At 69.7% G+C, this 19,879-nt stretch carries 23 protein-coding genes; 2 read left to right on the top strand and 21 right to left on the bottom strand.

Annotated features, from left to right (window positions below):
• Positions 1 to 24 precede the first annotated feature (24 nt).
• The gene (locus VGN50_RS04495) at positions 25 to 429 is read right to left on the bottom strand and encodes a hypothetical protein (RefSeq protein ID WP_327443466.1); all 405 of its coding nucleotides are present in this window, start codon (positions 427 to 429) and stop codon (positions 25 to 27) included.
• 80 nt (positions 430 to 509) lie between these two features.
• On the opposite strand from VGN50_RS04495, the gene nucS reads away from it, so the two are divergent.
• Positions 510 to 1,205, top strand: coding sequence for an endonuclease NucS (nucS, locus tag VGN50_RS04490; protein WP_327443464.1), 696 nt, complete (start codon positions 510 to 512; stop codon positions 1,203 to 1,205).
• Here nucS and VGN50_RS04485 read toward each other — a convergent pair.
• The 4 genes from VGN50_RS04485 to murA all read right to left on the bottom strand — a co-directional run bounded on the left by VGN50_RS04485 (position 1,202) and on the right by murA (position 5,480).
• Positions 1,202 to 1,540: a hypothetical protein gene (locus tag VGN50_RS04485; protein ID WP_327443462.1), complete on the bottom strand. Its 339-nt coding sequence runs from the start codon at positions 1,538 to 1,540 to the stop codon at positions 1,202 to 1,204. The two genes, nucS and VGN50_RS04485, sit on opposite strands and share 4 nt — an antisense overlap.
• Positions 1,541 to 1,596: 56 nt before the next feature.
• Positions 1,597 to 3,612 carry a protein meaA gene (locus VGN50_RS04480; protein WP_327443475.1) on the bottom strand — a complete coding sequence of 672 codons (2,016 nt, stop codon included), beginning with the start codon at positions 3,610 to 3,612 and terminating at the stop codon, positions 1,597 to 1,599.
• 117 nt (positions 3,613 to 3,729) lie between these two features.
• Complete coding sequence (locus VGN50_RS04475; protein ID WP_327443460.1) at positions 3,730 to 4,095, bottom strand: STAS domain-containing protein; 366 nt, start codon at positions 4,093 to 4,095, stop codon at positions 3,730 to 3,732.
• A 101-nt stretch (positions 4,096 to 4,196) separates the two neighbouring features.
• Positions 4,197 to 5,480, bottom strand: a complete 1,284-nt coding sequence (gene murA, locus VGN50_RS04470) for a UDP-N-acetylglucosamine 1-carboxyvinyltransferase (protein WP_327443459.1) — start codon at positions 5,478 to 5,480, stop codon at positions 4,197 to 4,199.
• A 47-nt stretch (positions 5,481 to 5,527) separates the two neighbouring features.
• Between murA and VGN50_RS04465 the strand changes: the two genes are divergently transcribed.
• Positions 5,528 to 6,151: a cob(I)yrinic acid a,c-diamide adenosyltransferase gene (locus tag VGN50_RS04465; RefSeq protein ID WP_327443458.1), complete on the top strand. Its 624-nt coding sequence runs from the start codon at positions 5,528 to 5,530 to the stop codon at positions 6,149 to 6,151.
• Between the two features lie 49 nt (positions 6,152 to 6,200).
• On the opposite strand, the gene VGN50_RS04460 is transcribed toward VGN50_RS04465, so the two are convergent.
• The 16 genes from VGN50_RS04460 to prfA form a co-directional block, all read right to left on the bottom strand.
• A complete protein-coding gene (locus VGN50_RS04460; RefSeq protein ID WP_327443457.1) occupies positions 6,201 to 6,620 on the bottom strand; it encodes a DUF2550 family protein in 420 nt (139 codons plus the stop codon).
• Positions 6,621 to 6,656: 36 nt separating this feature from the next.
• Positions 6,657 to 6,926 carry a F0F1 ATP synthase subunit epsilon gene (locus tag VGN50_RS04455; protein ID WP_327443456.1) on the bottom strand — a complete coding sequence of 90 codons (270 nt, stop codon included), beginning with the start codon at positions 6,924 to 6,926 and terminating at the stop codon, positions 6,657 to 6,659.
• Positions 6,927 to 7,045: 119 nt separating this feature from the next.
• Entirely contained in the window at positions 7,046 to 8,506 is a 1,461-nt protein-coding gene (gene atpD / locus VGN50_RS04450) for a F0F1 ATP synthase subunit beta (RefSeq protein ID WP_327443455.1), read from the bottom strand.
• A gap of 34 nt (positions 8,507 to 8,540) precedes the next feature.
• Positions 8,541 to 9,440, bottom strand: a complete 900-nt coding sequence (locus tag VGN50_RS04445) for a F0F1 ATP synthase subunit gamma (RefSeq protein WP_327443454.1) — start codon at positions 9,438 to 9,440, stop codon at positions 8,541 to 8,543.
• A gap of 130 nt (positions 9,441 to 9,570) precedes the next feature.
• The gene (gene atpA, locus VGN50_RS04440) at positions 9,571 to 11,208 is read right to left on the bottom strand and encodes a F0F1 ATP synthase subunit alpha (RefSeq protein WP_327443453.1); all 1,638 of its coding nucleotides are present in this window, start codon (positions 11,206 to 11,208) and stop codon (positions 9,571 to 9,573) included.
• A 117-nt stretch (positions 11,209 to 11,325) separates the two neighbouring features.
• The gene (locus tag VGN50_RS04435; protein ID WP_327443452.1) at positions 11,326 to 12,138 is read right to left on the bottom strand and encodes a F0F1 ATP synthase subunit delta; all 813 of its coding nucleotides are present in this window, start codon (positions 12,136 to 12,138) and stop codon (positions 11,326 to 11,328) included.
• Positions 12,138 to 12,728 (bottom strand): F0F1 ATP synthase subunit B, encoded by a 591-nt coding sequence (locus VGN50_RS04430; protein WP_414694555.1) that lies wholly within the window; start codon positions 12,726 to 12,728, stop codon positions 12,138 to 12,140. The genes VGN50_RS04435 and VGN50_RS04430 overlap by 1 nt, the downstream gene beginning before the upstream one ends.
• A gap of 58 nt (positions 12,729 to 12,786) precedes the next feature.
• On the bottom strand, positions 12,787 to 12,993 hold the full coding sequence (gene atpE / locus VGN50_RS04425) for an ATP synthase F0 subunit C (protein WP_056883533.1): 207 nt from the start codon (positions 12,991 to 12,993) through the stop codon (positions 12,787 to 12,789).
• Between the two features lie 113 nt (positions 12,994 to 13,106).
• Positions 13,107 to 13,919 (bottom strand): F0F1 ATP synthase subunit A, encoded by an 813-nt coding sequence (gene atpB, locus VGN50_RS04420; protein WP_327443451.1) that lies wholly within the window; start codon positions 13,917 to 13,919, stop codon positions 13,107 to 13,109.
• Positions 13,920 to 14,022: 103 nt separating this feature from the next.
• Complete coding sequence (locus tag VGN50_RS04415) at positions 14,023 to 14,289, bottom strand: AtpZ/AtpI family protein (RefSeq protein WP_327443450.1); 267 nt, start codon at positions 14,287 to 14,289, stop codon at positions 14,023 to 14,025.
• A gap of 15 nt (positions 14,290 to 14,304) precedes the next feature.
• Positions 14,305 to 14,748 (bottom strand): hypothetical protein, encoded by a 444-nt coding sequence (locus tag VGN50_RS04410; protein WP_327443449.1) that lies wholly within the window; start codon positions 14,746 to 14,748, stop codon positions 14,305 to 14,307.
• A gap of 201 nt (positions 14,749 to 14,949) precedes the next feature.
• The gene (locus VGN50_RS04405) at positions 14,950 to 16,062 is read right to left on the bottom strand and encodes an MraY family glycosyltransferase (protein WP_327443448.1); all 1,113 of its coding nucleotides are present in this window, start codon (positions 16,060 to 16,062) and stop codon (positions 14,950 to 14,952) included.
• A gap of 28 nt (positions 16,063 to 16,090) precedes the next feature.
• Positions 16,091 to 17,371, bottom strand: coding sequence for a serine hydroxymethyltransferase (glyA, locus tag VGN50_RS04400; RefSeq protein ID WP_327443447.1), 1,281 nt, complete (start codon positions 17,369 to 17,371; stop codon positions 16,091 to 16,093).
• Positions 17,361 to 18,062, bottom strand: coding sequence for an L-threonylcarbamoyladenylate synthase (locus tag VGN50_RS04395; protein ID WP_327443446.1), 702 nt, complete (start codon positions 18,060 to 18,062; stop codon positions 17,361 to 17,363). Before VGN50_RS04395 ends, glyA begins: the two co-directional genes overlap by 11 nt.
• 24 nt (positions 18,063 to 18,086) lie before the next feature.
• Positions 18,087 to 18,932, bottom strand: a complete 846-nt coding sequence (prmC, locus tag VGN50_RS04390; protein ID WP_327443445.1) for a peptide chain release factor N(5)-glutamine methyltransferase — start codon at positions 18,930 to 18,932, stop codon at positions 18,087 to 18,089.
• Positions 18,929 to 19,879 (bottom strand): peptide chain release factor 1 (gene prfA, locus VGN50_RS04385; RefSeq protein WP_327443444.1); only part of this gene is annotated, 951 nt, incomplete at its 5' end. The genes prfA and prmC, both read right to left, overlap by 4 nt.

Below are 19,879 nucleotides of genomic sequence, written 5' to 3'. Positions count from 1 at the left end.
ACCCTCGCCAGGGTGAGGCATCCGTCACCACTCGTGGCCGGCGCCGATCAGGGCTTCCTCCATGTCGAAACGCTGCTCCCGCGACAGCCCCCGGATGGCGGTGGGGACCGGGATGTCGACCGCGCGACAGTAGTCCCGCAGGGCATGGTCGTAGGCGAGCCGGGCGGCCATCAGGCGCTCGGCCTTGCGAGGCAGGTCCGACTCCTCGACGTACCGCACGTGGCTGGCGAGCCGGCTCAGCTCGAGAGCGAGCAGGACCGGCGGCATCGGCGGCGACGGAGGGCGCCGTGCGTCGAGCCACGCCGTCGCCCGGTCGACGGGCGGTCGCAGGAGGCGAGGGGGCCGGCCTGTGGTCAGCCAGCGCACTCCGCCAACGATCGCGGCGACGACCAAAGCGAGACCGGCCACGTTGCCCACGACATACGGCATGTTCTCTCACCTCGGTGATTTCGAGTGTGCGCCAGCGAGCGGTCCGATGCAATGGGGACAAGCCCGTAGAGTGACGCCTCGTGCGCGTGGTGATTGCGAAGTGCTCGGTGGACTACGACGGGCGGCTCTCCGCCCACCTGCCCCTGGCTACCCGGCTGCTGCTCGTCAAGGCGGACGGGTCCGTCCTGGTCCACAGCGACGGCGGCTCGTACAAGCCGCTCAACTGGATGTCCCCGCCCTGCGCGATGGCCGAGGTCGCCCCCGAGGAGCACGAGGTCTCGGCAGGGGTCTCGGCCGTCTGGCAGGTGCAGCACGCCAAGTCCGACGACCGGCTCCGGGTCCTGATCCACGAGGTGCTGCACGACTCCTCGCACGAGCTCGGCGTCGACCCGGGCCTGGTCAAGGACGGAGTAGAGGCGCATCTGCAGAGGCTCCTCGCAGAGCACATCCACACGCTCGGGCAGGGCTACACCCTCGTGCGGCGCGAGTACATGACGGCGATCGGACCCGTCGACATCCTGTGCCGCGACGCGGCCGGCGCGTCGGTGGCGGTCGAGATCAAGCGCCGGGGCGACATCGACGGGGTCGAGCAGCTGACCCGGTACCTCGAGCTGATGAACCGCGACCCGCACCTGGCACCCGTGGCGGGGGTGTTCGCGGCCCAGGAGATCAAGCCGCAGGCCCGCGTGCTCGCCACCGACCGTGGCATCCGCTGCGTGACGCTGGACTACGACGCCCTCAAGGGCATCGACAGCTCCGAGCACCGGCTGTTCTAGGAGCTCGGGACCAGGCGCAGCCCCAGCTCGTCCACCTCCAGCTCCACCGGCAGCCGGTACCCGCAGGCAGCGGGGTCGGCGCTGACCACGAGAACCGTCTCACCGCGGTGCTGGTCCCCGAGGGCCCGCAAGGCCTCCGGCGTGGCGGTGGCGGCCTGCAGGGGTGGCGTGCCCACGCCGAGGACGTCCGCGATCCGACGAGCCGTCGAGACCGACGCAGGCGCGGAGTCGGCGTAGACCGCGGCCACCCGTCGGTTCCGGAACCGTGACACCGCCCGTGCGTCCTGGTCCGGACCGACGAGCAGCACCGTGGCCGGACAGTGCAGGTCGCTCATGCGACCTGAGCGTAGGTCAGCGAGGTGTGCCGTGCTCCTGCTGCGGGAGGCCGGGCTCAGGCCGGCTGCGGGGTCCGCGCGTCCAGTCCCCTGGCCTGGCGGATCACGGTCACGAACTGACCCATGATCTCGTTGAGCCCGAAGTCCTTCGGGGTGAACACTGCGGCCACCCCCTGTTCGCGCAGGGCCCGCCCGTCGGCATCCGGGATGATCCCGCCCACGATGACCGGCACCTCGCCGGCGCCTGACTCCCGCAACCCGGCCATGATCTCGGGGACCAGCGCCATGTGGGAGCCCGACAGGATGGAGATGCCGACGAGGTGGACGTCCTCGGCGACCGCGGCCGCGACGATCTGCTCCGGCGTCAGCCGGATGCCCTGGTAGACCACCTCGAAGCCGGCATCCCTGGCCCGGACGGCGATCTGCTCGGCGCCGTTGCTGTGCCCGTCCAGACCGGGCTTGGCGACCAGCACGCGCAGCCGCTCGCCCAGCTCCTCGCTGGTCGCCTGCACCTGCGCGCGCACCGCGCGGAGCTCGTCGCTGGCGCCGGAGGAGACGCCGACAGAACCGGACACGCCCGTGGGGGCCCGGAACTCGCCGAACTCCTCGCGGAGGGCCTGCGCCCACTCGCCGGTCGTGACGCCGGCCCTGGCGGCCTCGATCGACGCAGCCATGAGGTTGACCCCCGAGCGGGCGTCCGTCCGGAGCCGCTCGATCGCCGCTGCTGCGCGCTCGCGACCCGCGGACTCGGCGTCCCGCTGCTCTCGCCAGGCCCTGACGGCATCGGCAGCCTTGGCCTCGACATCGTGGTCGACGGTCTGGATCGCCGCGTCGAGGTCGGCGGTCAGGGGGTTCGGCTCGGTCGTCTCGAAGCGGTTGACGCCGACGACGATGTCCTCACCTGCCTCGATCCGCTGCCGGCGCAGGGCATGCGAGGCCACCAGCGCCGACTTCATGTAGCCGCTCTCGACCGCAGGGACAGCGCCCCCCAGCTCCTGCACCCGGTCGATCTCGGCCTTCGCGCCCGATACCAGCTCCTCGACCTTGGCCGCCACGACGGTCGAGCCTTCGAAGAGGTCGTCGTACTCGAGCAGGTCGGACTCGAACGCCAGGACCTGCTGCATCCGCAGCGACCACTGCTGGTCCCACGGGCGCGGCAGCCCGAGCGCCTCGTTCCACGCCGGCAGCTGGACCGCGCGGGCCCGGGCTCCCTTGGACAGGGTGACCGCGAGCATCTCGAGGACGATGCGCTGGACGTTGTTCTCGGGCTGCGCCTCCGTCAGGCCCAGGGAGTTCACCTGCACGCCATAGCGGAACCGCCGTTGCTTCGGGTCGGTGACGCCATAGCGCTCGAGGGTCAGCTCGTCCCACAGCTGGACGAAGGCGCGCATCTTGCACATCTCCTCGACGAAGCGCACGCCGGCGTTGACGAAGAACGAGATCCGGGCGACGACCTCACCGAACCGCTCCTGCGGGACCTGGCCGGAGTCGCGCACCGCGTCCAGGACGGCGATCGCCGTACACATCGCGTACGCGATCTCCTGCACGGGCGTGGCGCCCGCCTCCTGGAGGTGGTAGCTGCAGATGTTGATGGGGTTCCACTTGGGGATCTCGGCGACCGTGTAGGCGACCATGTCGGTGATGAGGCGCAGCGATGGACCCGGCGCGAAGACGTAGGTCCCCCGCGACAGGTACTCCTTGATGATGTCGTTCTGGGTGGTGCCCGCGAGCGCTCGCACCGCGGCCACCGGGTCCTCCCCCGCCGCCTCGGCCTGCTCCTCGGCGACGACCTGGTACATCGCCAGCAACCACATGGCCGTCGCGTTGATGGTCATCGAGGTGTTCATCTGTGCCAGCGGGATCTGGTCGAACAGCGCCCGCATGTCCCCGATATGGGAGATGGGGACGCCCACCTTGCCGACCTCGCCCCGCGCCAAGGAGTGGTCAGGGTCGTAGCCGGTCTGCGTCGGCAGGTCGAAGGCCACCGACAGCCCCGTCTGACCCTTGGCCAGGTTCCTCCGGTATAGCGCGTTGCTGGCTGCGGCACTGGAGTGACCGGCATAGGTACGCATCACCCAGGGGCGGTCACGCTCGGGGCGTGCGGGGACGGACGCCGGCTGGCTGGGAACGTCGCTGGGCTCGGCCATGGGGCCGAAGGTACCGGGGCAGGAGCGCGGACCGGGAGGCGTTCAGGCGGTGACAGCGGCCACAGTCACCGCTGCCGGGTCGTGCCGCAGCACGAGCGAACGGTCGAGGCGTGATGCACGCAACAGCCGCGAGGTGCGCTCCGTCATGTCCACCACAGCCAGGCGACGGCCGGCCCGCCGGGCCCGGTTGTAGGCCTCGACCAGGACCCCCAGCCCCGTCGCGTCACCGATCTCCGCGCCGCCGAGGCGCACGTGGACGTCGCCGCAGCCGGTGTCGATGATCTCGTGGAGCACCAGGCGGACGTCAGCAACCGTGTGCACGTCGATCCGGCCGGTGATCGCGATCTCCTGCCCCGAGTGCATCGCGCGAACCTCGACGGGCAGTGCCCCTAGTGCGCTGGTCGTCATGCAGACCCCCTTGTCCTGGCAGACATTGACTCACAACCGCGCGTGAAAGGGGGCTATGGGCGGCCAACCGTCAGATCAAGATCTGGTAAAGGTCCCGCGCATCAGAGGAACGGGGCGTCGTCCGGCTCGCGAGTGACGTCCGCGCCCAGACCCTGCATGGCCTCGGCGAAGCCGGCATAGCCACGGTCGATGTGCTGCGCCCCGCTCACGGTCGTCACCCCCTCGGCCACCAGACCAGCGATGACCAGCGCCGCGCCGGCCCTGATGTCGCTCGCCTCCACGGGGGCCCCCGACAGCCGCTCCACCCCGTGGACCATGACGTGGTGCCCGTCGATCCGCGTCTCTGCGCCGAGCCGGTTGAGCTCTTGGACCGTGCGGAAGCGCGCCTCGAAGAGGTTCTCGGTGATCATCGCCGAGCCCCGCGCCACGGCGTTGCACGTCAGCGCGAACGGCTGCAGGTCGGTCGGGAACCCTGGGTAAGGCAACGTCGCGACGTCGAAGGCCTGGGGGCGCCGAGCCCCCGAGTCGACCCGAAAGCCCCGGGCCGTCTCGGTGACCGCCGCCCCACTCTCCTTGACGAGGTCGAGCGCAGCAGTCAGGTGCTCGACCCGCCCCCCGACGACCTCCACGTCGCCGCGGGTCGCCGCGGCGGCGAAGGCCCAGGTCCCCGCCGCGATCCGGTCGGGCACCACGGCGTGCTGGGTCGGCGCCAGCGCTGCCACCCCCTCGATCTCCACCGTGCCCGTGCCCGCGCCGGTGATGCGGGCACCCATGGACACCAGCATCTCGACCAGGTCGACGATCTCCGGCTCGCGGGCGGCATTCTCGAGGCGGGTCGTGCCCCGTGCCAGCACGGCGGCCGTCAGCACGTTCTCGGTCGCTCCGACGCTGGGAAACTCCAGGCGGATCTCGGCGCCGTGCAGCCCGGCCGGAGCCTCCGCCACGAGGAAGCCATGCGTGACGTGCACCGTAGCGCCCAGAGCGGCCAGCCCGGCCGCATGGAGGTCGAGCCCCCGTGAGCCGATCGCATCTCCCCCCGGCACCGCCACGTCGGCGGCGCCGCATCGCGCCACCAGTGGGCCGAGTACGGCCGTGCTGGCGCGCAGCGCCCTGACCAGGTCATAGTCCGCTCGATGCCCGATCTGGGCCGGGACGTCGATCTCCACCACCCCAGCCACCGCGTCGTAGTCGACCGTGCAGCCCAGCCGACGCAGCAGCTCGGCCATGATCGTCACGTCGAGGATGGCGGGGACGTTGGTCAGCCGCGTGCGGCCCACGGCGAGCAGGGCAGCCGCCATCAGCTTGAGAGCGCTGTTCTTGGCGCCCCACACAGTCACCTCGCCGCGCAGCGCGGCACCGCCGACGACCCGAAAACGTTCAGCCACCGCACCACCCTATGTGAGCCGCCACCCCCATCTGTCAGGCTGGCGCCATGGTCAACCTGACGCGCATCTACACCCGCACCGGCGACGACGGCCAGACTCACCTGGGCGACATGAGCCGGACCAGCAAGACGGACCCCCGGCTGCTCGCGTATGCCGACTCCAACGAGGCCAACGCGGCGATCGGCGTGGCCATCGCCGCCGGCGACCTGCGCGACGACGTCCGGACCACCCTCACGCGCGTCCAGAACGACCTCTTCGATGTCGGCGCCGACCTCTGCACGCCCCTCCAGGAGTCCTACGAGTACCCGCCCTTGCGGGTGGAGGCGGCCTGGATCGACGAGCTCGAGGCCGACTGCGACCGCTATCTCGGCGAGCTCGAGAAGCTGCGCTCGTTCATCCTGCCGGGCGGCACGCCGGGTTCGGCCTACCTCCACGTGGCCACGACCGTGGTGCGCCGAGCCGAGCGGCAGGCCTGGGCGGCCATCGCGGCATACGGCGACGCGCCCGGTCAGGGCACCAAGGGCGAGGGCGGCGTCAACGTCCTCACGGCGAAGTACCTCAACCGGCTCTCGGACCTGCTGTTCGTCCTGGCCCGCGTGGCCAACCTGCCCATCGGCGGTGACGTGCTCTGGCAGCCCGGTGGTGGTCGCGCCCAGGCGCCGAAGAAGTAGCCACTACCTCGAACAGCCGCCGACTCGAGCAGCGCCCTGACGAGGACGCTCAGGCCACGTTGACGTTGAACCCCGGCGGCGAGCTCTCGAGCCAGCTGCGCATGGCCGTGTAGGCGGAGGGAGCCAGCGCCAAGCTGAAGGCCTCGTTGCCGTCATGGCACTCCACCGTCACAGCCTCGGGCAGGCCGGCCACCGGCTGGGTGGCCGCCACCGGGGCCGCGAGGTCGAGCTGCGCGCGCTGCCACGTCCGCGAGGGACGCAGGGCGGGACCCACCAGGGTGAACCACTCCAGGGTGCTCCCGGCGAATCGCAAAAGCCCCAGGCGGTACTGGGACCGGCCGTGGGGCTTGAGCGCGCAGAGCATGAGTGGCGCGCCCGAGGCGAGCAGTCGCCGTCGGAGAAAGATGAAGCTCAGGACCAGGAGCGCAGCGGCGATCAGCGTGCCAGCGGCGAACTCTGCTGAGATCACGATCACCATGCTGCGCTCCCCGGCCCGACCCGCTGCCTAGGCTGGGATCTGCGAGGCGTCGACCGCCTCGGCGATGATGATGACCTTGTCGCGGTCCACCGACAGGAAGCCCCCGTCGACCGAAGCCGTGTGGGTGGCGTCGCCAGCCTTGATACGGACCTCGCCCTCGGTGAGGACGCCGAGCAGCGGCGTGTGACCGGGCAGGATGCCCAGCTCGCCGTCGACGGTGCGCGCGACGACCATGTCGGCCTCGCCCTCCCAGACCTTGCGGTCCGCGGCGACGAGCTCAACCTGCAGGGTGCTCACGATGACGTCCTCCACATGTGGTGCGGTACTTGCAGTCTATCGGTATGCCGTGGGGGCCAGCCGAGCGGCTGGCCCCCACGGACGTGCTGACGGGCAGGGTCACCCGCCCGGGGTACTGCTTAGAGGTTCTTCTCGATCTCTGCGGCCTGGCGCTCGACGTCGTCGAGGCCACCGCACATGAAGAAGGCCTGCTCCGGGACGTGGTCGTACTCGCCGTCGGCGATCTTGGTGAAGGCCTCGATCGTGTCGACCAGCGGGACCGTGGAACCCTCGATGCCCGTGAACTGCTTGGCGACGTAGGTGTTCTGCGAGAGGAACCGCTGTATGCGGCGGGCCCGGTTCACGAGGATCTTGTCCTCTTCGGAGAGCTCGTCGATGCCGAGGATGGCGATGATGTCCTGCAGCTCCTTGTTGCGCTGCAGGATCTGCTTGACGCGCACCGCGGTGTTGTAGTGGTCCTCCGCGATGTAGCGACGGTCGAGGATCCGGGACGTCGACGACAGCGGGTCCACGGCCGGGTAGATGCCGAGCGAGGCGATCTCACGCGAGAGCTCGGTGGTGGCGTCGAGGTGGGCGAACGTCGTCGCCGGCGCCGGGTCGGTGTAGTCGTCGGCCGGCACGTAGATCGCCTGCATCGAGGTGATCGAGTGGCCACGCGTGGAGGTGATGCGCTCCTGCAGGGTGCCCATCTCGTCAGCCAGGGTCGGCTGGTAGCCCACGGCAGACGGCATACGGCCGAGGAGGGTGGAGACCTCGGACCCCGCCTGGGTGAACCGGAAGATGTTGTCGATGAAGAGGAGCACGTCCTGCTTCTGGACGTCGCGGAAGTACTCCGCCATGGTCAGCGCGGACAGCGCGACCCGCAGGCGGGTGCCCGGCGGCTCGTCCATCTGGCCGAACACGAGGGCGGTCTGGCCGAGGACGCCCGCCTCCTCCATCTCGACCATGAGGTCGTTGCCCTCACGGGTGCGCTCGCCGACACCGGCGAACACCGAGACACCACCGTGGTCGCGGGCGACACGGGCGATCATCTCCTGGATGAGCACGGTCTTGCCGACACCGGCGCCACCGAACAGGCCGATCTTGCCACCCTGGACATAGGGGGTCAGCAGGTCGATGACCTTGATGCCGGTCTCGAACATCTGGGTCTTGGACTCGAGCTGGTCGAAGGCCGGGGCCTTGCGGTGGATGCCCCAGCGCTCCTTGACCTCGAAGGTCTCCCCCTCGGCAAGGTTCATCACCTCGCCCGTGGTGTTGAACACCTTGCCCAGGGTGACGTCTCCGACCGGCACGGTGATCGGGCCGCCGGTGTCCTGCACCTGCGTGCCGCGGACGAGGCCGTCAGTCGGCTGGAGCGAGATGGCGCGGACCATGTTGTCGCCGATGTGCTGGGCGACCTCGAGGTTGATGTTCTTCTTCTCGCCCGCGAGCTCGACCTCGGTGGTCAGCAGGTTGTACTGCTCGGGCATCGCGTCGGCGGGGAACTCGACGTCGACGACCGGGCCGATGATGCGGGCGATACGGCCGACACCACCGGGCTCCTGGGTGTAGGCGGTCTCTGCGGGCACTGTGGCAGTCATCTCTTTTTCCTACCGTCTCTCTCTGCTACGTCTTTCAGCTGGCGTCGGCGAGGGCGCTGGCGCCGCCCACGATCTCGCTGATCTCTTGGGTGATCTCGGCCTGGCGGGCCTGGTTTGCCAGCCGGGTGTACTTCTTGATGAGCTCCTCGGCGTTGTCCGTGGCGGACTTCATGGCCTTCTGGCGCGAGGCCAGCTCGGAGGCGGCGGCCTGGAGCAGGCAGTTGTAGATGCGAGCCGTGACGTACTTGGGAAGCAGCGCGTCGAGAACCTGCTCGGCACTCGGCTCGAACTCGTAGAGCGGCAGCACCTCGTCCTCGGCCGGGGGCTCGTCACCCTCGACGACCTCGAGCGGCAGCATGCGCAGCACGTCGGGGACCTGGGTGACCATGTTGACGAACCGGGTGTAGACGATGTGCACCTCGTCGACACCACCCTCGTCGACCGGCCGGTTGAAGTCGGTCACGAGTCGCTCGCCGATCTCACGCGCGATGTCGAAGGTGGGCTGGTCGGTGAAACCGCTCCACTCGGTGGCGAACTCACGCCTGCGGAAACGGTAGAAGCCACTGGCCTTGCGACCCACGAGGTACGGCACGACCTCCTTGCCGGCGGCCCGGAGCTCGCCCACGAGCCGCTCGCTCTCCTTGATCGCCGAGGAGGAGTAGGCGCCCGCGAGACCGCGGTCGGAGGTGACGATGAGGACCGCGGCGCGGCGGACGTCGTCGTGCTCGGTCGTCAGGGGGTGGTCGACGTTGGAGTACGTCGCGACCGCCGAGACGGCCCGGGTGAGAGCCCGTGCGTAGGGCGAGGACTCCTTGACCCGCTGCTGGGCCTTGACCACGCGGGAGGCCGCGATCAGCTCCATGGCACGCGTGATCTTCTTGGTCGCCTGGACGGACCGGATGCGCTGGCGGTAGATCCGCATCTGCGCTCCCATATGTAGCCGCCTCTCTCGTGTGGTCTGTGTGCGGCCCGGGGCCGCTGGTCAGTTCCTGGTATGCCGTGCACCCACCGGCGTGGGCGCCCGCTGCCGGATGCCCACCGCTGGTGGGCACCCGGCATACGGGTCAGTGCTTCTGCTTGACGATGCGCTCCTGCTCGACATCGTGGCCCAGGGCCTCGGGGTCGGCCTCGTGACCCACGGGAGTCGTTACGGCGCCGGACGCCTGGAACTGCTCCTTGAACGAGGTGACAGCCTCCTCGAGCGCCGACCGGGTCTCATCCGCGAACTTCTTGGACTCGCGGATGGCGTCGAGGGTGCCCTTGTGCTCCCGGCGCAGGTAGTCGAGGAACTCGGCCTCGAAGCGCCGGATGTCCTCGACGGCCACCGAGTCGAGCTGGCCCGAGGTGCCCGCCCAGATGGAGACGACCTGCTCCTCCACCGGGTACGGCGCGGCCTGCGGCTGCTTGAGGAGCTCGACGAGGCGAGCACCCTTGGCGAGCTGCGCGCGGGACGCGGCGTCGAGGTCGGACGCGAACATGGCGAACGCCTCCATCGCGCGGAACTGCGCGAGGTCGAGCTTGAGGCGACCCGAGACGTCCTTCATGGCCTTGATCTGCGCGGCGCCACCGACTCGTGACACCGACACACCCACGTCGATGGCCGGACGGACGTTGGCGTTGAACAGGTCGGCCTGCAGGTAGATCTGACCGTCGGTGATGGAGATGACGTTGGTCGGGATGTAGGCCGACACGTCTCCGGCCTTGGTCTCGATGATCGGCAGACCGGTCATCGAGCCCGCACCCAGCTCGTCGGACAGCTTGGCGCAGCGCTCGAGCAGACGGCTGTGCAGGTAGAAGACGTCGCCGGGGTAGGCCTCGCGGCCCGGCGGGCGGCGCAGCAGCAGCGACACGGCGCGGTAGGCCTCGGCCTGCTTGGACAGGTCGTCGAAGACGATGAGGACGTGCTTGCCCTGGTACATCCAGTGCTGGCCGATGGCCGAGCCGGTGTAGGGGGCGAGGTACTTGAAGCCCGCGGAGTCGGAGGCGGGGGCGGCGACGATCGTCGTGTACTCGAGCGCGCCGGCATCCTCCAGGGTGCCGCGGACGGCAGCGATGGTGGAGCCCTTCTGGCCCATCGCGACATAGATGCAGCGGACCTGCTGCTGCGGGTCGCCGGTCTCCCAGTTCTGCTTCTGGTTGATGATCGTGTCGACCGCGACCGTGGTCTTGCCGGTCTGGCGGTCACCGATGATGAGCTGACGCTGGCCACGGCCGATGGGGGTCATGGCGTCGACGGCCTTGAGGCCGGTCTGCAGCGGCTCGTGCACCGACTTGCGCTGCACCACGGTGGGCGCCTGCAGCTCGAGCGCGCGGCGCTCGGTGGCACCGATCTCGCCGAGACCGTCGATCGGCTGGCCGAGGGGGTTCACCACGCGGCCGAGGTACTCGTCGCCGACGGGGACCGACAGGACCTCGCCCGTGCGCTTGACCTCCTGCCCCTCCTCGATGTTGGAGAAGTCACCGAGGATGACGACACCGATCTCGTGGACGTCGAGGTTGAGCGCGAGGCCCAGCGTGCCGTCCTCGAACTCGAGGAGCTCGTTGGTCATGGCCGAAGGCAGGCCCTCGACGTGCGCGATGCCGTCACCGGCATCGGTGACCCGGCCGACCTCTTCGCGGGCGGCCGCGCCGGGCTCGTAGGACTGAACGAAGTGGTCCAGTGCGTCCCGGATCTCCTCCGGACGGATCGAAAGCTCCGTCATGTGATCTCTTCTCCCTTGAACGGTGCAGGTGCCGGTCCCTGGTGGGGCCGAAGTCTGGTGGTTGTGCGTATCGAGTTGTCTGCGGTCTGAGGTGGTGCGGGCATCGGTACCCGGTGGTCAGCCCGCGATGTGCCTGCGTGCCTCGTCGAGGCGTCGGATGACCGTGCCGTCGATGACCTCGTCGCCGACCTTGACCCGGATGCCGCCCAGCACCGCGGGGTCGATGACCACCTGGAGCAGGATCGGCTTGCCGTACATGCCCTGCAGAGCCCGGGCCAGCCGGTCGCGCTGGGCGTCGTCGAGGTCCGTGGCCGCGGTCACCACAGCGGTCAGCTGCTCGCGACGGCGGGCAGCCAGGGCCAGGTAGTGCTCGAGCGTCCGGTCGAGCTTGCGACCACGAGGGGCGAGCACGGACTGGCGCGCCAACCGCAGCGTCTCGGGCGCGGTGCGCCCCTCGAGCAGCTCGTTGACCACCCCGGCCTTGGCCTGGACGTCGCCCTGCCGGCTGGTCAGCCGGTCACGCAGGTCCGGGCTGCCCGCGACGATCCGCTCGAAGCGGAACAGCTCGTCCTCCACGCGGTCCAGACGACCCTCGTGCTCGGCGCCGTCGAGGATCGCCTCGACGGCCAGGTCCTCGAGCGTGTCGGACAGGTCGCGCTCGACCGCCCAACGCTGCCCGACGGCGGTCTTGACGACCACGATCGCCTCGGCCGAGATCCTGCCGTCCAGCAGCCGCTCGGCGAGCGCCTGCTTCTCGGCCGCGTCACGGGACGGGTCGCCGAGCGCCCGCCGCAGCGTGGCATTGCCGTCGATGAGCCCGACGACCGCCAGCAGGTCGTCGCCGAGCCTGCCGCGGTCCACGCCGCTGGCGAGAGCGGTCTCGAGAGCCGACATGCCGACGGCAGCGGCCCCCCTCGACGAGCCTCGCATCAGGCGTCCTCCCCGACCCTCTCGGGACGGATCTCTCCGGCCTCGAGCTCGGACAGGAAGCGGTCGACGATGCCCTTGCGGCGGGCCTCCTCGTGCAGCGACTCACCGACGATCCGGCTCGCGAGATCGGTGGACAGGCGACCGACCTCGGAGCGCAGCTGGACGATCGCCTGCTGGCGCTCGGCCTCGATCTGCTTGTGCGCGGCCTCGGTGATGCGCGTCGCCTCGGTCTGCGCGTGGCCACGCATCTCCGCGACGATCGACGCCCCCTGCTCGCGCGCCTCCTCGCGGATGCGCGCAGCCTCCGCCCGGGCCTCGGTCAGCTGCGCCTGGTACTGCTCGAGCGCTGCCTGCGCCTGCTGCTGGGCCTCCTCGGCCTGCTGCATACCGCCCTCGATGGCCGCGGTGCGCTCGGCATACGCCTTCTCGAGGTTGGGGACGACCTTCGTCGCGATGATCCACAGGAAGATCGCGAAGACGATGACGCCGAAGACCAGCTCACCCATCAGGGGCAGGATGGGAGTGCGCCCAGCCGCCGGGTCGGCCGCTGCCAAGCTCACGACCTGCGTGATGCCGGTGTAGTGCTGCACGGGGTTCTCCTAGTGCTGTCGAGCTGTGTGGAGCCAGGGTGGGGCTGGGTTCGCCGGTTTACTTGAAGACGAACGCGAGCACCAGACCGAAGATGGCCAGCGCCTCGGCGAGGGCGAAGCCGAGAATGGCGATGCCCTGCAGGACGCCGCGGGCCTCAGGCTGACGCGCCACACCGTTGATGTACGCCGCGAAGATCAGGCCGATGCCGACACCGGGGCCGATCGCAGACAGGCCGTAACCGAGGATGGCGATGTTGCCAGTCATGTTGTCCTCTTTCGATTCTCTGTGATCCGGGACGATGGTTCGTCACCGGAAGTTGGGGTGTGTATTCAGTTGTGGTCAGGCGGTCGTGCACCGGGCCGTCGGCCCGGACGTTCTCAGTGCTCGTCGGCCAGGGAGCCGGCGATGTAGGTCGCAGCGAGCAGCGTGAAGATGTAGGCCTGCAGGAACTCGATCAGCGCCTCGAAGGCGGTCAGGATCGCGCCCATGACGAACGAGCCGGCCCCGGCGACCTTCAGGCCCAGGCTGCCGTGGATGACCATGTACTCGCCACCGGTGATGAAGAGCAGCAGAAGCATGTGGCCCGCGAACATGTTGCCGAACAGTCGGAGCGCCAGCGTGAGCGGACGCGTGACGAAGTAGGTCAGCAGCTCGAGCGGGATGATCAGCACGTAGATCGGCTTGGGCAGGCCCGGCGGGATCATGTGCTTGAAGTGGCCGCCCAGGCCGTTCTTCCGGATGCCGACGGCGTGGTAGATCACGAACACGAACAGGGTGAGCGCGATCGGGAAGCCGATCCGGCTCATCGTGGGGTACTGGACCGGCGGGATCACGCCGAAGAGGTTGTTCACCAGCAGGAGGGTGAACAACGAGAACAGGAGCGGGACGAACTTGAGGAAGTCGTGGCTGCCGATGATGTCGCGGGCCAGGCCGTTGCGCACGAGGTTGTAGACGCCCTCGGTGAGCCACTGGCCTTTGCTCGGGACGATCGCCGCCTTGCGGGTCGTCGCGATGAGGAACCACGAGATCAGCACGACCGAGAGGGCCAGGACGACCATGGGCCGGGTGATCGCCCAGTCGCCGTGACCAACCAGGGGCTGGTAGAACTCGGACGGCGTAGGCGACTGGAAGCCCTGCCCCGAGCCGCTGTCAGCGGCCAGGTTGACGGCACCCATCACGTTCAGACTCACAGGTTCTCCTCGAGCATTGCGTTCGAAACAGTCCACCGGCCTCGACGGGCAGCGCACACGCGCCCGGACCCGGCATACGAAAAGAGCGCTGGACCAGCGGAAGTCATTGCGTACCGTACCGGAACCAGACGAGGTACAGCGACAGGGCCATCCCACCCAGGATGCCCACCATGACCAGCCACGACGTGCCCAGCCAGGAGTCCAGACCCCAGCCGATCGCACCGAACATCGCCGGCCCCGTGATGAGGTAGGAGACGACGTTCCACATGCGCGACTCCTCGATGCGGCTGTGCCCGGAGTCGGCTCGCTGCAGCGGCGTGGGCGCCGCCTCGCCCGGTGTCCCGGACGGCTGCGAGGGCGGTGTGGTCACGGGGAGCTCCTGTGGTCATGTGGCCGAGCCCCCATCCTGCCCGCTTTCGGGCGGTGCGTCGAAGGCAAGCTTGCGGGAGCGGACGTAGGCCACCACCTGGAACACCTGCCACACGAGGGCCACAGCCAGAGCGGCGACACCGAATGCGGTGCCGTTGAGCCAGCTGGCGCGCTGGAGGGCGATGATGACGACCAGCAGGAAGATGAGCTGGCCGAGGAAGACGGCCATCGCGCTGGCGAGGAAGCGCAGGGGGTCCGCAGCGCTGTCCAGCTTGCGCATGACGAACAGGCCCAGGGCGAAGAAGGCGATCGCCACGAGGAAGCCGAGCAGGGCCCCCAGAGCCGCCCGTCCCCCACCCACCAGCGCCCCGACGACGACAGCCACCGGACCAACGACAAGCGTCGGCAGGAACGCTCCACGCAGCATGACCGCAAAGGGGTCACGATCTGGTGGCGTCATCGCGCTCATGGTCTGGCCTGTCTGATTCGTCGGAGCTGGAGTGCTTGGCGAAAGAGGTCTGCACCCGCCTGGGGATGCTTGTGAAAGCTATCACAAGCTCTCAGGAACCGACGACAGGGGGGTTCGGATGCCCAACCTGCGGACACCCTGGACCCCTCCGAAACGGACCGCGCCTCCTAACGCCCCGCCTGAGGAGCCCGGTCAGCCAGCGGGGCGAGGGGGCCGGCTCGGCGCCCACCGAGGAAGCCAGATCGTGAGCACGCCGGCCACCACCACCACGCCGACGACCCCGCTCAACGCCACCCACCCGTCGAGGAACACGAAGCTCACCGACCCCAGCGCGGCCACCGCGGCCCACAGCCACAGCAGCAGTACCGCGCCACGGTGCCCGTGGCCGATCTGCAGCATGCGGTGGTGCAGGTGCTGAGCGTCCGGCTGCCACGGGCGCTGGCCGCGACGCGTTCGCCGGACCACGGCCAGGAGCACGTCGACGACCGGCAGGAGAATGATCGCGGCCGGCACCACGAGCGGCAGCAGCGTCGCCGCCATCGGGTTGGCACTGACCTGGGAGGGCGTCACGCTCCCGGTCGTGGAGATCGTGGCTGCGGCCAGCAGGAGCCCGAGCAGGAGCGCGCCGGAGTCGCCCATGAACAACCGGGCCGGGTGGAAGTTGTGAGGCAGGAAGCCCACGCAGCAACCGATCAGTGCTGCCGAGATGAAGGTGGCAGAGGAGAAGACGTTCGGCGGGTCATAGGTGCGCGAGATCAGGTAGCTGTAGACGAAGAACGACGTCGCCGCGATGCCCACCACCCCGGCGGCCAGGCCGTCCAGGCCGTCGATGAAGTTCACCGCGTTGGTGCAGAACACGACGATGAGCACCGTCAGCGCCACCATGATCGGGGCCGGCAGGACGGTGACGCCACCGATCGGCAGCTGGAAGAGCTGGACGCCGCTGAAGGCCATGATGCCGGCAGCGATCATCTGACCGCCCATCTTGGTGAGCCAGTCGAGCTCGCGGACGTCGTCGATCGCACCGAGCAGGCAGACGATGCCGCCACCCAGCAGGACCCCCTGGAGCTCGGGTCCCAGCCGGAACACCTGGCCCAGGTAGGGCAGGTGGCTGGCGGCCAGCATCGAGGCCGCGAAGCCTAGATAGATCGCGACCCCGCCGAGCCGAGGGATCGGCGCGGAGTGCACGTCGCGGTCCCGCACGGGGGTGAAGGCCCCCGTGCGGACGGCGACGGCCCGCATCAACGGCGTCGCCGCATACGTGATCACCGCGGCGACCATCAGGACGAGGAGGTACTCGCGCACCGGGGGCGCCTCTCAGGTGGGTGGTTGCTCAGCCTCGAGCGTATGCCGGGAACCTGGTGACGAGATCCGTCACGCCGGCCCGGACCTCCTTGGAGACGGCGTGGTCGGGGTCGGCGTCGCCCTCGGTGACCGCCTTGGCGATGAGCTCGGCGATCTGCTTCATCTCCTCGGTGCCCATCCCCTGCGTCGTCACGCACGGGGTGCCCACCCGGATGCCGCTGGCGATGTTGGGCTTCTGGGGGTCGAACGGGATGGCGTTCTTGTTGAGGACGATGCCGGCCGCGTCGGCGCGGGCCTCGGCGTCGGCGCCCGTCACGCCCACGCCCTGGAGGTCGTGGAGCGACAGGTGAGTGTCAGTGCCACCCGTGGTGGGACGAATCCCCTTGTCGCCCAACGAGGTTGCGAGCACCTTGGCGTTCTCGATGACCTGCGTGGCATACGCCTGGTACTCCGGCGTCGCGCACTCCTTGAAGTTGACCGCCTTGGCGGCGATCGTGTGCATCTGGGGGCCACCCTGCATCATCGGGAAGACCGCCTTGTCGAGCTTGGCGGCATGCTCCTCGGTGCAGACCAGGGCACCCGAGCGCGGCCCGCGCAGGACCTTGTGGGTCGTGAAGGTGACGACATCGGCGTGGGGCACGGGGCTGGGGATCGCCCGGCCGGCGACCAGCCCGATGAAGTGTGCCGCGTCCACCCAGAAGATCGCTCCCACCTCGTCGGCCACGCGGCGGAAGAACTCGAAGTCGATGAGCCGAGGGATGGCGGACCCCCCGGCGCAGATGACCTTGGGGCGGTGCTCCTTGGCCAGCCGCTCGACCTCGGCGTAGTCGATGTCCTCGGTCTGCTTGTCGACGCCGTAGTGCACCGCGTTGAACCACTTGCCCGAGAACGAGACCTTGGTGCCATGGGTGAGGTGGCCCCCCATGGGCAGCGCCATCGCCAGGATGGTCTCACCGGGCTGCATGAAGGCGCCGTAGACGGCCTGGTTGGCACTGGCGCCCGAGTGCGGCTGGACGTTGGCATGGTCGGCGCCGAAGAGCGCCTTGCACCGCTCGATGGCGAGGGTCTCTGCCTTGTCGACCTCGGAGCAGCCGCCGTAGTAGCGGCGTCCCGGGTAGCCCTCGGCGTACTTGTTGGACAGCGTGGACCCCAGTGCCGTCAGCACCTCGGGGCTGGACATGTTCTCGGAGGCGATGAGCTGCAGGCCGCTGCGGATCCGGTCGAGCTCGGAGACGAGCACCCCGGCGATCTCGGGGTCGAACGACTCCAGCGCACCGAAGTCGGAGCCGTAGAAGGTGTCAGCGCTCATCGAGGTCTCCTGCGTGGGGGGTGGGGTCCTCGGTCAACTCTATTGCGTCGTTTTCCTCAGGCGGGGAGAGGACCTCATCCAGCTGCTCCTGGGTCACGGCACCTGCGCGCAGCACCACGGGCGCGTCACCTGTGCAGTCGACGATGGTCGAGACCGCGGTGCCCGTGGAGGGGCCGCCGTCGAGGTAGACCGCCACGGCCGCGCCGAGCTGGGCGGCCGCCTCCGTCACGGTCGTGGCCGCCGGATGCCCGGTGAGGTTGGCGCTGGTGACGGCCATGGGGCCGACCTCGCTCAGCAGCGCGAGAGCGATGTCGTCCTCGGGCATCCGCAGCGCCACGGTCCCGTTGGTCTCCCCCAGGTCCCACATCAGCGAGGACTGTGCGGGCAGCACCAGCGTCAGGGGGCCGGGCCAGAACGCCCGCACCAGCTCGCGGGCCCACTCGGGGACGTCCGTGGCCAGGCCGTCCAGGGTGCGCACGCTCGGCACCAGGACGGGGGGCGGCATGTCGCGCCCGCGGCCCTTGGCAGCCAGCAGTGACGCCACCGCCTCGGGTGAGAACGCATCGGCGCCGATGCCGTAGACGGTGTCGGTCGGCAGCACGACGGCCTGCCCGTCACGCACCGCCGCAACGGCCGCCTGGATCCCCTCGGCGCGCCCGGACTCGGTCGTGCAGTCGTACACAGGGCTCATGGCCCCAGCCTATTGCGGCCCTGGTCAGGCCCTGCGGGCGGTCGTGGCGCGGGGGCGGCCGGCCAGGTCGCGATGGTCGGACACGTCGGTCCAGGCACCCGTACGACGCAGCGCAGCAGGCAGGAGCTCGCCCTGGCTGTCCGCATGTTCCATCACCAGGAGACCACCGGGGTGCAGCAGCACCGCCGCCCGGGCCGCGACGGCCACCGGCGTGCGCAGGCCGTCCTCGCTACCGCCGTAGAGCGCCAGCTCGGGGTCGTGGTCACGGACCTCGGGGTCGACCGGGACCATCCCCACCGGGATGTAGGGCGGGTTCGACACGACGATGTCGACCATGCCCTCGAGCTCAGGGAACGCCTGCGTCGCGTCGCCGTGTCGGAGCTCGACCTCGAGGTCGGTGTCCGCCACGTTGCGCGCCGCCCACGCGTGCGCATCCTCGCCGAGCTCCACGGCATACACCTGGGCGTGGGGCACCTCGTCCTTGACGGCCAGGGCGATGGCGCCGGAACCGGTGCACAGGTCCACGACCACCGGCGCATCCAGCTCGCCGGCGGCGTCGATCGCGAGGCCCGCGACGAGCTCGGTCTCGGGGCGGGGCACGAACACCCCGGGACCGACGCTGAGCTCCAGCCGGCGGAACCCGGCGCGCCCGGTGAGGTGCTGGAGGGGGACGCGGGCGGCCCGCTCCTCCACCAGAGCCTCGTATGCCGCGGGCGCGGCCGCGCCGAGCACCATCGCCTTGCGGACCTCGGAGACCGACACACCGAGCGCATGCGCGGCCAGCGCCACCGCGTCGGCCTCGGGTGAGCCGACGCCTGCTGAGGTCAGCCGAGCCGTCGCCGCACGCACGGCTACACGGAGGTCGGTCACTGGCCCTCGGCGAGGGCGGCCATGCGAGCGGCCTCGTCGGCGTCGACCGCCGACTGGACGATGGGATCGAGCTCGCCGTCGAGGACCGTGTCGAGGTTGTAGGCCTTGAACCCCGTGCGGTGGTCGGAGATGCGGTTCTCGGGGAAGTTGTACGTGCGGATGCGCTCGCTGCGGTCGACCGTGCGGATCTGGCTGCGCCGGGCCGCGCTGGCCTCGGCGTCGGCGGCCTCCTTGGCCAGGGCATGCAGCCTGGCCCGGAGCACGCGCAGCGCCGACTCCTTGTTCTGGAGCTGGCTCTTCTCGTTCTGGCACGACACCACCGTGCCGGTCGGCACGTGCGTGATGCGCACCGCCGAGTCGGTCGTGTTGACGCTCTGGCCGCCGGGGCCGGAGGAGCGGAACACGTCGATCTTGAGGTCGTTCGGGTCGATCACGACCTCCTCCGGCTCGTCGACCTCGGGGAAGACGAGCACGCCGACGGCCGAGGTGTGGATGCGGCCCTGCGCCTCGGTCTTCGGCACCCGCTGCACGCGATGCACGCCGCCCTCGTACTTCAGGTGGGCCCAGACGCCCTCGGCGGGGTCGTTCGAGGAGCCCTTGACGGCGATCTGCACGTCCTTGTAGCCCCCGAGGTCGCTCTCGGTGCGCTCCAGCATCTCCGTCTTCCAGCGCTTCGACTCGGCGTAGTGGAGGTACATGCGCAGCAGGTCGGCGGCGAACAGCGCCGACTCCTCGCCGCCCTCCCCCGCCTTGATCTCGACGATGGCGTCCTTGGCGTCGTCCGGATCGCGCGGGGTGAGCAGTTCGGCGAGCTTGGACTCGAGTTCGCTCACCTGCGTGGTGAGCGAGGTGGCCTCCTCGGCGAAGGACTCGTCCTCGTCGGCCAGCTCCCGCGCGGCAGCCAGGTTGCCACGGGCCGCCTCGAGGGCATTGGCCGTGGTGACGAT

This window comes from Pedococcus sp. (assembly GCF_036000045.1).
Classification (GTDB): Bacteria; Actinomycetota; Actinomycetes; order Actinomycetales; family Dermatophilaceae; genus Pedococcus.
The sequence above is the reverse complement of the archived record's forward strand: the minus strand, read 5'-3'. Positions and strand labels throughout refer to the sequence as shown.

Excerpts from the sequence above, each read along its gene's own strand:
- VGN50_RS04475 (WP_327443460.1), bottom strand. The coding sequence starts at position 4,095 with ATGACGACCAGCGCACTAGGGGCACTGCCCGTCGAGGTTCGCGCGATG.
- atpD (WP_327443455.1), bottom strand. The coding sequence starts at position 8,506 with ATGACTGCCACAGTGCCCGCAGAGACCGCCTACACCCAGGAGCCCGGT.
- VGN50_RS04480 (WP_327443475.1), bottom strand. The coding sequence starts at position 3,612 with ATGCGTACCTATGCCGGTCACTCCAGTGCCGCAGCCAGCAACGCGCTA.
- VGN50_RS04445 (WP_327443454.1), bottom strand. The coding sequence starts at position 9,440 with ATGGGAGCGCAGATGCGGATCTACCGCCAGCGCATCCGGTCCGTCCAG.
- VGN50_RS04495 (WP_327443466.1), bottom strand. The coding sequence starts at position 429 with ATGCCGTATGTCGTGGGCAACGTGGCCGGTCTCGCTTTGGTCGTCGCC.
- atpE (WP_056883533.1), bottom strand. The coding sequence starts at position 12,993 with ATGACTGGCAACATCGCCATCCTCGGTTACGGCCTGTCTGCGATCGGC.
- VGN50_RS04435 (WP_327443452.1), bottom strand. The coding sequence starts at position 12,138 with ATGCGAGGCTCGTCGAGGGGGGCCGCTGCCGTCGGCATGTCGGCTCTC.
- glyA (WP_327443447.1), bottom strand. The coding sequence starts at position 17,371 with ATGAGCGCTGACACCTTCTACGGCTCCGACTTCGGTGCGCTGGAGTCG.
- VGN50_RS04465 (WP_327443458.1), top strand. The coding sequence starts at position 5,528 with ATGGTCAACCTGACGCGCATCTACACCCGCACCGGCGACGACGGCCAG.
- VGN50_RS04395 (WP_327443446.1), bottom strand. The coding sequence starts at position 18,062 with ATGAGCCCTGTGTACGACTGCACGACCGAGTCCGGGCGCGCCGAGGGG.
- atpA (WP_327443453.1), bottom strand. The coding sequence starts at position 11,208 with ATGACGGAGCTTTCGATCCGTCCGGAGGAGATCCGGGACGCACTGGAC.
- VGN50_RS04485 (WP_327443462.1), bottom strand. The coding sequence starts at position 1,540 with ATGAGCGACCTGCACTGTCCGGCCACGGTGCTGCTCGTCGGTCCGGAC.
- VGN50_RS04410 (WP_327443449.1), bottom strand. The coding sequence starts at position 14,748 with ATGACGCCACCAGATCGTGACCCCTTTGCGGTCATGCTGCGTGGAGCG.